This is a genomic window from Vreelandella sp. H-I2 (genome assembly GCF_052959335.1).
Genome location: NZ_JBRAMC010000008.1, coordinates 275,534 through 287,704, shown reverse-complemented (window position 1 = coordinate 287,704; position 12,171 = coordinate 275,534). Strand labels below are relative to the sequence as shown.

The 12,171-nt window shown below is 52.7% G+C and carries 11 protein-coding genes; 4 read left to right on the top strand and 7 right to left on the bottom strand.

Going from position 1 to position 12,171, the window contains the following annotated elements:
- Positions 1 to 176 precede the first annotated feature (176 nt).
- The 4 genes from ACUVOF_RS19545 to hexR form a co-directional block, all read right to left on the bottom strand.
- Positions 177 to 1,271 carry a TRAP transporter substrate-binding protein gene (locus tag ACUVOF_RS19545; protein ID WP_447045930.1) on the bottom strand — a complete coding sequence of 365 codons (1,095 nt, stop codon included), beginning with the start codon at positions 1,269 to 1,271 and terminating at the stop codon, positions 177 to 179.
- Between the two features lie 106 nt (positions 1,272 to 1,377).
- Positions 1,378 to 1,857 (bottom strand): phosphate-starvation-inducible PsiE family protein, encoded by a 480-nt coding sequence (locus ACUVOF_RS19540; RefSeq protein WP_447045929.1) that lies wholly within the window; start codon positions 1,855 to 1,857, stop codon positions 1,378 to 1,380.
- Between the two features lie 20 nt (positions 1,858 to 1,877).
- Entirely contained in the window at positions 1,878 to 4,076 is a 2,199-nt protein-coding gene (gene uvrD, locus ACUVOF_RS19535; protein ID WP_447045928.1) for a DNA helicase II, read from the bottom strand.
- A gap of 219 nt (positions 4,077 to 4,295) precedes the next feature.
- Entirely contained in the window at positions 4,296 to 5,150 is an 855-nt protein-coding gene (gene hexR, locus ACUVOF_RS19530) for a transcriptional regulator HexR (protein ID WP_447045927.1), read from the bottom strand.
- Positions 5,151 to 5,400: 250 nt separating this feature from the next.
- Here hexR and ACUVOF_RS19525 point away from each other — a divergent pair, with 250 nt between their 5' ends.
- Entirely contained in the window at positions 5,401 to 5,616 is a 216-nt protein-coding gene (locus tag ACUVOF_RS19525) for a PA3496 family putative envelope integrity protein (RefSeq protein WP_035556145.1), read from the top strand.
- 33 nt (positions 5,617 to 5,649) lie between these two features.
- Here the strand turns inward: ACUVOF_RS19525 and ACUVOF_RS19520 are convergent, their stop codons facing one another.
- A complete protein-coding gene (locus ACUVOF_RS19520) occupies positions 5,650 to 6,993 on the bottom strand; it encodes a sodium-dependent transporter (RefSeq protein ID WP_447045926.1) in 1,344 nt (447 codons plus the stop codon).
- Positions 6,994 to 7,148: 155 nt separating this feature from the next.
- Entirely contained in the window at positions 7,149 to 8,003 is an 855-nt protein-coding gene (locus ACUVOF_RS19515) for a DUF72 domain-containing protein (RefSeq protein ID WP_447045925.1), read from the bottom strand.
- Between the two features lie 235 nt (positions 8,004 to 8,238).
- Here ACUVOF_RS19515 and hglS point away from each other — a divergent pair, with 235 nt between their 5' ends.
- Entirely contained in the window at positions 8,239 to 9,600 is a 1,362-nt protein-coding gene (gene hglS, locus ACUVOF_RS19510) for a 2-oxoadipate dioxygenase/decarboxylase HglS (RefSeq protein ID WP_447045924.1), read from the top strand.
- A gap of 88 nt (positions 9,601 to 9,688) precedes the next feature.
- A complete protein-coding gene (gene aroQ / locus ACUVOF_RS19505; protein WP_447045923.1) occupies positions 9,689 to 10,132 on the top strand; it encodes a type II 3-dehydroquinate dehydratase in 444 nt (147 codons plus the stop codon).
- Here aroQ and ACUVOF_RS19500 read toward each other — a convergent pair.
- Positions 10,125 to 10,904: an IclR family transcriptional regulator domain-containing protein gene (locus ACUVOF_RS19500; RefSeq protein ID WP_447045922.1), complete on the bottom strand. Its 780-nt coding sequence runs from the start codon at positions 10,902 to 10,904 to the stop codon at positions 10,125 to 10,127. The genes aroQ and ACUVOF_RS19500 overlap by 8 nt on opposite strands.
- 271 nt (positions 10,905 to 11,175) lie before the next feature.
- Between ACUVOF_RS19500 and ACUVOF_RS19495 the strand changes: the two genes are divergently transcribed.
- The gene (locus ACUVOF_RS19495; RefSeq protein ID WP_447045921.1) at positions 11,176 to 12,162 is read left to right on the top strand and encodes a Bug family tripartite tricarboxylate transporter substrate binding protein; all 987 of its coding nucleotides are present in this window, start codon (positions 11,176 to 11,178) and stop codon (positions 12,160 to 12,162) included.
- Positions 12,163 to 12,171: the final 9 nt, after the last annotated feature.

Genomic DNA, 12,171 nt, shown 5'->3' with positions numbered 1-12,171 from the left:
CATGCCTGTTGGAGCAACACCTCAATGCGCGATGACTAAAAAACCGCGCTCACTAGTGATCGCTTCAGAAAGGAGCCTCTTAAACGACAAAACCCCACAAAAAGTGGGGTTCGTCAGCAGTCTGAGGGCGCTAATAGCGCCCTTTTGCCGTGCCTGCCGCTTATCTGCCTAAATGATTAGGCATCTACGTTGTCACGATTCTTGAGATAGGCGTATTCGCCGACGTCACTAAACGGACGTAGGAGTTTCTGAAACGCTGAGTAAGACTCATACACACGGCGTGACTCCTCATCGCTATCTACCTGGCGCTGAATGGCTTCCTGTGACGAGGTGTAAAGTGCCGCCATGACGTCTTCAGGGAAGGTGCGCAGTTGAACGCCATGCTCATCGACCAGCGCTTCCAACGCCTGGGCATTACGGAAGGCGAATTCGCTGATCATTGCTAAGTTAGACGCGCGGGCGGCTTCGCGAATGACGTCCTGCAGATCTTCAGGGAGCGCATTCCACGCATCAAGGTTGATTGTACCTTCCAGTACAGCCGTTGGCTCGTTCCACGCCGAGGTGTAGTAGTAATCAGCCACTTGGTGCAGGCCAAAGGCCAGATCGTTATAGGGTCCAACCCAGTCAGCGGCATCCAGAGCGCCGGTTTGCAGCGAGGTGAAAATCTCAGATCCTGGCATATTGACGGTGCTCACACCGATGCCATTCATGGCCTCACCCGCAAGACCCGGTAGGCGTAATTTCAGCCCCTGCATATCTTCCAGCGAGTTGATCTCTTTCTTGAACCAGCCGGCCATTTGCGTGCCGGTATTGCCGACGGCGAAGGGCTTGAGGTTGTGGTTGGCATAGATTTCATCCCACAGTTCCTGACCGCCGCCATGGTACAACCAGGCGTTCATTTCGGTCGTGTTCATACCGAACGGCACGGCGGTAAAAAACTGTGAGGCAGCCACTTTGCCGCGCCAATAGTAAGAAGCAGAGTGACCCATTTCAGCGGTACCGGCAGCCACGGCATCGAATACTTCGAGCGCAGGTACCAGTTCACCCGCGCCATGTACACGGATCTGCATGCGACCATTGGAAAGTTGCTCGACCCGACGGGCAAAGTCATTTGCGCCAGTACCCAGGGCAGGAAAGTTTTTCGGCCACGAGGTGACCATATCCCAAGTGTAGGTCTCTTGAGCGCGCGCACTTGAAGTAGTGACAAAAGGGGCAGCAGCGACACCGGCGGCACTTAGGCCAACGGTTTTGAGAAAGTTACGGCGTTGCATGTGAGCAGAACTCCAAAAGTAATCATGCTGTTGTTATAGGGCGCTAAGTGCGCCGTGTCCGCTTGTTAGTATGCTTTATAGCGAATTTAGCTCGCAAGCCTTCTGATCAATCATCCGCTGCGTCTTTCATGCTGTTGCCATGACGCACCAGCCAATAGCAGCCGCCTAACGCCAAGACCGCCATCGATAACGCCCCAATTTGCCAAGGATCGATGACTTCCATATCCAACACCATAAATTTGCGCACCAATGCCATAATCGCAATTAACACCACGATTTCGACGTGAATAAAGCCTTTCCCACTGGTCATTGTGCGAATGATGGAATTGTTGAATTCCATGGCAATTAATACGGTAAGAATCATATCGAACAGCGCTTGAAATACGCGGTAGTCGAAGGGGTCACGGCTCTGAATAAACAGCAGCTGTACCACATGAATCACTAGATAGTACATGGCCACTAGCACGGCTCCGCCGATGGCCAGGGTCAACACCATTGATATTAAACGTTCAAAGCGCTGGTAGCCGCTTAGTGTTTGCCATCCGTTACTAACTTCAGGAAATAGGCGTTTAAAGCGTTGTTTCATAATGTCCTCTTTAAAGTTGCCTACAGTGGCGTTAGTTTGGCAAAGCCAAGTACCAACCATTTGACGCCTTCGCCTTCAAAACTCACCTGCACGCGGGCGCGGGCGCCTTCGCCTTCCGCGTTGAGAATGATCCCTTCGCCGAATACTGGATGTTCAACCCCTTGGCCGACGTGCAGGCTAGGCAGATCGCCGCTGCTCTCGACGCTTTGCTGGGCAAAGGAGGTACGTGAGGCGGTCACCGGGCGAGAAATATGCCCGCGCAAGCGCACTTCTTCCAGCAGGTGTGGCGGTAGCTCACGCAAGAAGCGCGAAGGGCGTGGAAACACCTCTTTACCGTGCAGGCGGCGGGTTTCTGCATGGGTCAGGTAGAGTTTCTGCATGGCGCGGGTCACGCCCACGTAACAGAGCCGGCGCTCCTCTTCGAGCCTGCCCGGCTCCTCGATAGACATCTTGTGCGGAAACAGCCCCTCTTCAACACCCGCAATGAACACTATTGGAAATTCCAGGCCTTTGGCGGAGTGCAGCGTCATCAGCTGCACGCTGTCCTCGAACTCTTCGGCTTCGTGGTCGCCAGCGTTAAGGGCGGCTTCTGAGAGAAACGCTTCCAGTGCCGCCATGCCTTCGCCCGCCTCGGGTGCCTCAAACACATCGCCCTGAGTGAAGGCGCGGGCAGCGGTAACGAGCTCTTCCAGGTTCTCGACCCGTGCCTGGCCTTTCTCGCCGCGTTCACTTTTGTGGTGCTCTATCAAACCGGTATGAACCGTGACGTGATCGATAATTTCATGCAGCGCCATCCCTGAGGCATCGTTATCGAGCTGCTCGATCAGGTTGGCGAAGGTTTGCACGGCATTAGCCGCGCGGCCCTTCAAGGTGCCGTCGTGGATCGCATCGTGGAGCGCCTGCCAAAGCTGAATGCCTTGTTCACGGGCACGCTGGCGGACAATCTCCGCCGTGCGCGTACCTATGCCACGGGTGGGCACGTTGATCACCCGCTCAAGGGAGGCATCGTCATCGCGATTGATCATCAGGCGAAGGTAGGCCAGAGCATTCTTGATTTCCAGACGCTCGTAGAAGCGGTGACCGCCGTAAATACGATAGGGCATGCCTTGGCGAATCAGCGTCTCTTCCAACAGTCGCGATTGGGCGTTGGAGCGGTAGAGAATGGCAATATCGCGGCGGTTAAAGCCTTCATCGACTTTCTCTTTGATGGTGTCGACGATATAGCGGGCTTCTTCCAGGTCGTTAAACCCGGCATAGATCGAGATCGGTTCGCCTTCGATGCCATCGGTCCATAGGTTTTTGCCCATCCGCTCGCTGTTGTGGCTGATCAGCGTATTGGCGGCTTCCAGGATGGCGCTGGTGGAGCGATAGTTCTGCTCTAGACGCACCGTATGGGTTTGCGGGAATTCCTGCTCAAAGCGGCTGATATTCTCTACTTTGGCGCCGCGCCAGCCGTAGATCGACTGGTCGTCATCACCGACAGCGGTCATAGGGGTCTTCATGCCCGTTAGCAGCTTCAACCAGGCATATTGCAACGTATTAGTGTCTTGGAACTCGTCTACTAGGACATGGCCAAAACGCTCTTGGTAATGCTTCAAAAGCGCTGGGTTATCGCGCAGCAGCTCAAGGCTTCGCAGCAGCAATTCACCGAAATCGACCAGGCCGCCGCGCTCGCAGGTAAGCTGGTAGCGCTCGTAGAGCTCGACCATTTGGCCCATGTAGCCATCGCCATCGACGTTAACCTGATGTGGGCGCAGTCCTTCCTCTTTGCAGCCGGAAATAAAATGCTGCACCTGGCGCGGCGGGTAGCGTTCGTCATCAATCGAATAATCTTTCAGCAGCCGTTTGACCAGACGTAGCTGATCATCAGAATCGATAATCTGAAAGTGTTGCGGCAGCCGGGCGTCCTGCCAGTGGGTGCGTAGCAGACGGTGGGCAATGGAGTGAAAGGTGCCCACCCACACATGACGCATCGAGAGGCTGAGCAGCGCCTCAAGACGTGTCCGCATCTCTTTGGCAGCTTTATTGGTAAAGGTAACCGCCAGCAGTGCGTAGGGAGATAGCCCTTCCGCCTGCATCATCCAGGCGATGCGATGGACCAACACGCGGGTCTTGCCGGAGCCTGCGCCTGCGAGCACCAATAGGTTGCCTTGGGGGGCGCTCACTGCTTCGCGCTGGGCGGAGTTGAGCTGATCGAGAATCGCCGTGACGTCGTCCATAGTAGCCGCTGCCGGATCAAAAAATAGGCGGCTAGTCTAGCACAGCCAGCGAACTGGCTGTGTATACAGGTGTGGTAATCTTCCTGCCTCTGTGACGAGGGCAGGTTTCCGCGAGGGCGCTGTGAACCCATCCATGGGCGCTACTTTTGACATCCCTGTCAAAAGACCCTCGCTTCAACCTGCCCTCGCACCCGGTTATCCAGAACGTATGGGTAAAGTCTAGGACTCTTCAGGAAAGCGCAGCGTGTTGAGGCTCTTTTTAACCGCTTTGAGCTGTTCGGCGAGTTTCGGGCCGCGGGTTTTGGCCACGCCGACAGCGAGTACGTCGATGAGTACTAGATGAGCGATGCGTGAGCTAAGCGGCGTGTAAATTTCGGTGTCCTCGTGGACATCGATATACAGCGGCAGGCTGACCTCTTCAGCGAGTGGTGAGCCGCTGGGGCAGAGGCCTATGACTGTCGCGCCCGCTTCACGAGCCAGGCGCACGCTGGCAACCAACGCTTTGGTGCGCCCGGTTTGTGAAATCGCTACGACCACATCGCCCTCTTTTAAGGTCACCGCCGACATATTCTGCATATGCGGGTCGGCGTAGGCTGAGGTGGAAATTTGCAGGCGGAAAAACTTGTGCTGGGCATCAAAGGCCACAGCACCAGATGCGCCAAAGCCGTAAAACTCCACGCGATTAGCCATTGCCAAGGCATTAACTGCGCGGCCTAAGGAGTCGTTATCAAGCCGGTCGCGCACAGACAGCAACGTGCCCACGGTAGAGTCAAAAATGCTGTGGGAGAACTCAGCAACAGAGTCGCTATCGTTCATGGAAAACTGTGCAAATTGGCTGCCGCTGGCCAGCATTTGCGCCAGCTGTAGCTTGAAATCCTGAAAACCATTGCAACCCAACGCACGACAAAAGCGCACCACAGTGGGTTCGCTAACGGTGGCTTCGGTGGCCAAATCCACAATACGCATGTGGATGACCTCTTCTGGATTGCGCAGTACAAACCGCGCCACCTTTTGCTCGGAGCGTCTAAAGTGCTCCATGCGGCGTCTCATTTCATCGAACAGGGCGCGACTCACGTTCAGCTCCTTGGCTCTCTACACAGACTTGGCTACCTCTAGCATTTCGACAGTATGCCTGACTGATAGCGTAAATGGGCATGGAAAGCGGTGTAAGGGGTAACGTTTAAAGGCCGTTAGCCCTTTTTTTTAAGATTGGTCATCATTTTGTCAAGTAGGTTATAGTAATAATTGAAGTGCCGCACTGCATCATAACAGTCGTCACGAATGCAGGTGGACGTAGGCATATTCATCTGGAGGAACGTCGATTATGAGAAACGTCGAACGAATCACCTCGGTTAAAAGCGAATTGCTCGACATTTTTATGAGTTTACAAGTGGATGAGCATGCTCAACGACAGCGTAGCGCTGCCCAGCGCAGCTTAAGAGCGCGCCGTGGTATTGAGCTGCACAGAGAGTTTCAGAAACTATCGCGAGACATCGCCCCCTTGCCTGATGAAGATCGGCAAGAGAGCGAATTGCACTGAGATTAGCAAATGGCAGAGTAGTGACGGCTTATCTTAAATAAGCCCAGTCACAAATACGGCAATAACGCCAGCGGGCGCTAAATAGCGCGCGATGATGTTCCATACGCTCTTGCCGGTCGCGGAAAGGCCTAGTTCGGCTTCGACACTGTTGCGCTCTAAGCACCAAGCGGTGAAAAGAATCGCACCTAGCCCCGTCAGAGGCAGCATTATTTTGCTGGTCAGCGTATCCAGCAAATCAAACACGCCTAGCCCAAACATGAGTGGCTCGCTCCACACATTGAACGAAAGCAGTGCCGCAATGCCCAGTAACCAGGCGCCTACACCTGCCACAACCGTTGCCATGACACGGCTGAGCGGCGTACGCTCTTCAATGAACTCAACCACCGGCTCAAGCAGTGATATCGCCGAGGTCAGCGCGGCAAACGTCAGCAGCAAGAAGAACATCAAGCCTAAGATTAAGCCGCCATCCATATTGCCAAACGCCAACGGCAGCGTGACGAAAATCAGCCCAGGACCTGAGGCAAGATCCAGATTGTTGGCAAATACAATAGGGAAAATGGCTAACCCAGCACCGAGGGCGATGACGGTATCCATGATGATAACCGTACGGGCGGTTTGCAGCAGGTTGATGTCTTTGCCCAGATACGAGCCGTAAGCCATCATGATGCCCATTCCCAAAGAGAGGGTAAAGAAGGCGTGACCCAGGGCGGCTAGCACGGTCTCTGCTGTGAGCTTGCTCCAGTCCGGGTTGAACATATAGGTCAACGCTTCGCCAAAGTGCCCGGTCGACATACCGTAACCGATCAGCACAACGAGCAGCATTGCGAGGACCGGCATCAAAATTCGCACAGCACCCTCAAGGCCTTTCGTAACACCGCGGGCGACAATGCCAATAACCAACAGCATAAAGACCGAGTGACCCAGTAATAGTAAGCCTGGGTTACTGAGCATGCCATTAAACAGTGCGCCAATGCCGTCGGCGTCTTGACCACTAAACGCGCCGCTCACCGAATTTAAAGTGTAGTAAAGCGACCAGCCGCCAATCACGCTGTAAAACGACAAGATCAAAAAGGCCCCGATAATGCCGCTAATGCCAACAATGGCCCATGCTTTAGGTTTATTCGCTGTGCGGGCCAACTCTGACATCGTGCTGGCAGGGTTCTTCTGGCCACGACGCCCCAGTAGCCACTCAGAAACGAGAATGGGCAAGCCAATCAGCGCGATGCAGAGTAGATAGACAAATACGAAAGCAGCCCCCCCGCTTTCGCCCACCATGTAGGGGAATTTCCAGATATTCCCTAGGCCCACCGCTGAACCAGCGGCGGCCAGCACAAAGGTCATCCGCGATGACCACTGCGCATGTGCAAGCTTCGCCATACATCACCCATTTAGTCGATTGTTGTGTACGTTACTGCGTGCTGTGCACGCGAGTTTTCGGAAAATAGCGTTATTGCCAGCGTCCTTTTCCGAAAGTAAGCGCAATTTATCTGATCAACTGCAAGCATGCCAGTTAGCTGACCTAAAAAGGAGGGCTAAAACAGCTGGCTTTGCTTTTCGCCTGGAAAGGGGTCAAGGGGAGGCAATGAGGTCACTTCTCCGAGCGCGTTATAAAGTAAACGGGCCATCTGTGGGGACTCACGATTATCTGCAGTATGCACAAATAAGAAAGGGGTTTTCCCCTGATTTATCCACAGCTTTAGTTGAGCCTTCCAGGCGGTGAAGTAGCCACTGTTTATTGTTTTGTCAATATGGCCAATGAAGCGAATCACCGGATAATTTGCCGTGGAAAGCACGTGGAGTGGGAGTTTCGGCTTTTCTTGTTGGGCATGAGCCAGGCCCATATGGTCATTTGCTGGGGTTGAGAAGAGCGGACGAACATCAAGCATTACGCGGTTGGCCGAATAAGTTATCAACAGGCGGTTAAGAGCAATTTCTGCGCTCCCTTTGTGGAAAAACGCAGGGTGGCGTACCTCTACCGCGCAAGGTAATTGGGCCGGCCAAGCGGCGAGCAACGCCTCAAGCTGAGGAAGCTCTTGGGGGCCAAAATCGCGGGGTAGTTGAACCATGGTTGGGCCAAGACATTCATGCAGCGGTTCTAGCGCGGCTAAAAAAGCCCATGCATCTTCTAACCGCGTTAGCCGTTGGTCATGGGTGACGCTGGCAGGTAATTTAAAACAGAAACGAAAGTGGGGCGGTGCTTGTTGCGCCCAGGCGGCTACCGTTTCCGGCTTTGGAATACCGCTATAAAACGTGGTGTTGCCCTCAACGCTCGAAAAGACCGATGCATAATCGCTTAATAGCGCTGTCTTGGCATGGCGCGGATAAAGGCTGCCGAGCCAGTCTCGATTGGCCCACATGGGCAAACCGAGATAAAGAGGAGGCGTCATGGGTGCTATGCCTATAATAATAAGGTCAAGTACTAATGTAGCAGCTTAAGGTGGTCGTCTATTAAGGGTTGAGGGCGGCTTTTTACAACGATTTTTTTATGGTTTTAATGTGTAGCAAGGGGCGGAAAATGTGAAATCGTTAATATGCCGATAGCGCTACTATGTAGGTATCGTCTTTTATGGTCAGGTATAGCTTTTTTGATCAGGTATAGCCGTTTATTAAAAGGATAACTCGATGAGTTCAGTGTACGTTAGCAGCGATAAAATCCGCGACCAGTTTTCCAGCGCGATGTCGGCGATGTATCAGCAGGAGGTACCGCAATACGGCACTTTATTGTCGCTGGTTGAGGCTGTTAATAGAGAGGTGCTAGCTGCTAATCCTGCGCTTAACAGTACGCTGCAGGATAGCGATGAGCTGACGCGGATCAATGTAGAGCGACACGGCGCCATCCGAGTGGGCAGCGCAGACGAGCTTGCCATGCTACGCCGCATGTTCGCGGTGATGGGGATGGAGCCGGTTGGCTATTACGACCTTTCGGCAGCGGGCGTGCCCGTTCACTCCACGGCGTTTCGTCCGGTTGCTGATAGTGCACTCAAGCGCAATCCTTTTCGTGTTTTTACCTCGTTACTGCGCCTTGAACTGATTGAAAAAGCTGAACTAAGGGAACAGGCGAGCAAGATTCTACGTGGTCGCGATATCTTTACTGACAACGTCAAAACGTTGATCGAGCGCTTTGAACAGCAGGGTGGGCTTAACGCCGCCGATGCCGAGCAGTTCGTTCAGGAAGCGCTGGAAACGTTCCGCTGGCATGACAACGCCACGGTCGATTTGGCTACTTATGACCGTTTACATAATGAGCACCGGCTAATTGCCGACGTGGTCTGTTTCCGTGGCCCCCACATTAACCACCTAACCCCGCGAACGCTGGATATCGATGAAGTACAGCGGCGTATGCCGAGCGTGGGTATTGATCCCAAAGCTACCATTGAAGGCCCGCCCCGCCGCGATTGCCCGATATTATTGCGTCAGACCAGCTTTAAAGCATTGGAAGAAACCATCGCTTTCGCGGATGCCGCTGAAGGCAAGCATACTGCGCGCTTTGGCGAGATCGAACAACGTGGTATTGCCTTAACCCGTAAGGGGCGCGAGCTTTATGACCGCCTGCTAGCGGCTGCCCGGGAAAATGCGCCTCAGGCTGCGGATAATGACGCTCATCAAGCGCATTTAGCGGAAGTATTTACCGCGTTCCCCGATGATTACGCCATCCTGCGCAGTGAAGCGCTAGCTTTCTTTCATTACCACGCGGTGAAGGGAGTGCCGGTGCAAGGGCCGGTTTCAGCAGCACAAGTCGATCAACTGATTGAGCAGGGCGCCCTGTCAGTCACACCGATGATTTATGAAGATTTCTTACCCGTGAGCGCAGCCGGTATTTTCCAATCCAACTTGGGTGAAAGTCGTCATGATCATTATGGAAGTAGCGCCAGCCAACAGCAATTCGAGCAGGCTTTAGGGACTACCGTGATAGATGAGATTGAGCTGTATACCCAACGCCAGCAGGCATCGCTTGAACAGGCGCTGGCGCAATTGGCGAGTTAAGTGATAGAACAGGCAGTATCGTCAATTTAAGCGGTTAGCCAGTTTATAAAACCAACTTATAAAACACTGCGCAGGGTGGAAGTGAGTAATGAGTCAAGGCAAAGTTTTGGTATTACATGGCCCTAATCTAAATTTGCTGGGTAGTCGTCAGCCAGAGATATACGGATACGAGACGTTAGACGATGTAAATAACATGTTGCGAGAGAAAGCGGTGATGGCAGATTGGGACATACTCTGCCTACAAAGTAATCATGAAGGGGCGTTGATTGATGCTATTCATGCCGCACGCCTTGATGGCACCCAGGCGATTATTATCAATCCCGCCGCTTTTACGCATACTTCAGTGGCCATTCTTGATGCCCTCAATGCCTTTGATGGCAAAGTGATTGAGGTACATTTATCTAATGTGCACAAGCGAGAAGCGTTTAGGCATCACTCTTACGTCTCGCTGCGTGCCGATGGTGTGATTGCCGGATTAGGGACGCAAGGTTATCGAGCTGCGCTAGAGGCTGTGATCGTAGCGTCTAATTAATGTGCGACCGTATTTGAGCCACTTTCTTTTGCAAGACAGGTAAGTAGACATTAATCAACGTATCGAGATCGACCCGAGCAGCGTTAGTACTGATATTAATCGCACCCATTAAATGCTGCTTGGCGTCATAGACAGGAACGGCGATGGAGCGCAAGCCGGAATCAAGTTCTTGATCAGAAATAGCATAGCCCTGCTGCCGCGCTTTACTGATTTGGCTTCTTAGTTCATGAACCTCAGTCACCGTTTTATCGGTGTAGGGTTCTAGCACAATCGACGAAAGGACGTGTTCAAGATCCGTATCGCTGAGTTGAGCCAGTAGCATGCGCCCCATAGACGTATGCGCCGCTGGCAATCTGGTGCCTACTGACAGCGTAATTGCCATCAAGCGATGCTTTGCTGCAGAACGTGCTACGTAAATGACCTCGTTGCCATCTAGCACGCCAAGCGATGAGGACTCTCCGGTTTCAGCAGTAATATCTTCTAAATATTGCTGGATAACGTCCCTATAATTGTTAGCCGATAAAAAGGCATAGCCTAGCTGGAGAACTCGGGGAGCTAATTCAAAGTAACGTTGTTGCTTACGGACATACCCCAGAGCATGCAGCGTGAGTAAAAAGCGCCTAGCTTTTGCTCTATTCATTCCTGTCCGCGTAGCCACCTCGCTTAATGTCATACGCGGGTGGTCATGGTCGAATGCCTGTATAACCTCTAAGCCGCTAGCAAGCGCTGTTACAAAATCACGGCTATCTTCACTCAGTATTTCTTCCTGCATTTTTTACTATCCATTGCCTTGAAATTTGAAATTGTCTTAATGTATGAAATAAAAGATATCGTAAAAAAGTTCGCATTGCGAACTTATGCGATGGGCGAGCGTTGGCAAAGTGAGCGTTGGGTCCTATCCGCAGTAGTTAAATCTCCCTTGCAACTAAAGTTGTGTTTTTTAAAAGGTTAGCAACAACGTAATCTCAGAGTAGTAGCTACGAATACGTATTACGAACAATAATTAAGCATGATAATGACTTAATCACGCACAGGAAGAAAAAATGAACAAACTCCTTAGCTCTGCTTACTTGGCTGCCTGCACTAGCGCTCTGGCGCTTGGGCTCACTGTTTCCTCTGCCAGCGCTGATGAATGGCCGACTAACGATGTGCGCTTAGTCGTGCCTTATGCGCCAGGCGGTACTACCGATGTACTGTCGCGTCGCGTTGCCGATCTGCTTCAGCAAGAACTTGACGCCAACGTCATTGTGGAAAATCGCCCCGGCGCTGGTTCTACGGTAGGCACCGGACGTCTCGCCCGTGGTGGACGCGATGCCGACCACACGATTTTAATGGCTTCTCCGGGCCACACCATCGGCGCCGCGATCTACCCTGATCTAACTTATGACCCGGTAGAAGACTTCGTTTTTCTACAAAACATGATCGATATTCCTAATGTCATGGTGGTGCCGGCAGACAGCCCTTACGAAAATGTCATTGATTTCGTGGAAGCTGCCAAAGAAGAGAACATGACCTTTAGCCACAGTGGGGTGGGCAGTTCTATCCACATGTCGGGTGAGCTGTTTAAGACACTGACAGAGACCAACATGACCGCCGTACCTTTTGCGGGCAGTGGCGCGGCACTGCCAGCGTTGTTGGGCGGCGATGTGGATGTGTCGTTTGAGAATATGCCAACGGTACTTTCGCATATACGTTCCGGCGATCTGCGCGCGCTTGCGGTTACGTCTGCCGAGCGCTCTGAATATCTCCCCGATGTCCCCACACTGTCAGAAATTGGTGAACACAACTTAGACCAGTTCATCACGACCGCTTGGTTTGGCTTGATTGCACATAGCTCTTTCCCCGAAGAAGCGCAGAGTAAAATGCGAGAAGCACTCGCCAACGTAATGGAGCGTGAAGAGTTTCTGGATTTCGCTGAGCAGTTAGGCGCTGAGCCAGGCCAAGTTGCTGGTGAAGAGTTTAAGCAGTTCATCGCCGATGACTTGCAGCGTTGGGAAGAGGTTGCCCAGCAAGCAGGCATCAGCCAATAAGCTAAGTAG

Excerpts from the sequence above, each read along its gene's own strand:
- ACUVOF_RS19525 (WP_035556145.1), top strand. The coding sequence starts at position 5,401 with ATGAGAAACGTCGAACGAATCACCTCGGTTAAAAGCGAATTGCTCGAC.
- ACUVOF_RS19495 (WP_447045921.1), top strand. The coding sequence starts at position 11,176 with ATGAACAAACTCCTTAGCTCTGCTTACTTGGCTGCCTGCACTAGCGCT.
- aroQ (WP_447045923.1), top strand. The coding sequence starts at position 9,689 with ATGAGTCAAGGCAAAGTTTTGGTATTACATGGCCCTAATCTAAATTTG.
- ACUVOF_RS19545 (WP_447045930.1), bottom strand. The coding sequence starts at position 1,271 with ATGCAACGCCGTAACTTTCTCAAAACCGTTGGCCTAAGTGCCGCCGGT.
- hglS (WP_447045924.1), top strand. The coding sequence starts at position 8,239 with ATGAGTTCAGTGTACGTTAGCAGCGATAAAATCCGCGACCAGTTTTCC.
- ACUVOF_RS19515 (WP_447045925.1), bottom strand. The coding sequence starts at position 8,003 with ATGACGCCTCCTCTTTATCTCGGTTTGCCCATGTGGGCCAATCGAGAC.
- ACUVOF_RS19500 (WP_447045922.1), bottom strand. The coding sequence starts at position 10,904 with ATGCAGGAAGAAATACTGAGTGAAGATAGCCGTGATTTTGTAACAGCG.
- uvrD (WP_447045928.1), bottom strand. The coding sequence starts at position 4,076 with ATGGACGACGTCACGGCGATTCTCGATCAGCTCAACTCCGCCCAGCGC.
- ACUVOF_RS19520 (WP_447045926.1), bottom strand. The coding sequence starts at position 6,993 with ATGGCGAAGCTTGCACATGCGCAGTGGTCATCGCGGATGACCTTTGTG.
- ACUVOF_RS19540 (WP_447045929.1), bottom strand. The coding sequence starts at position 1,857 with ATGAAACAACGCTTTAAACGCCTATTTCCTGAAGTTAGTAACGGATGG.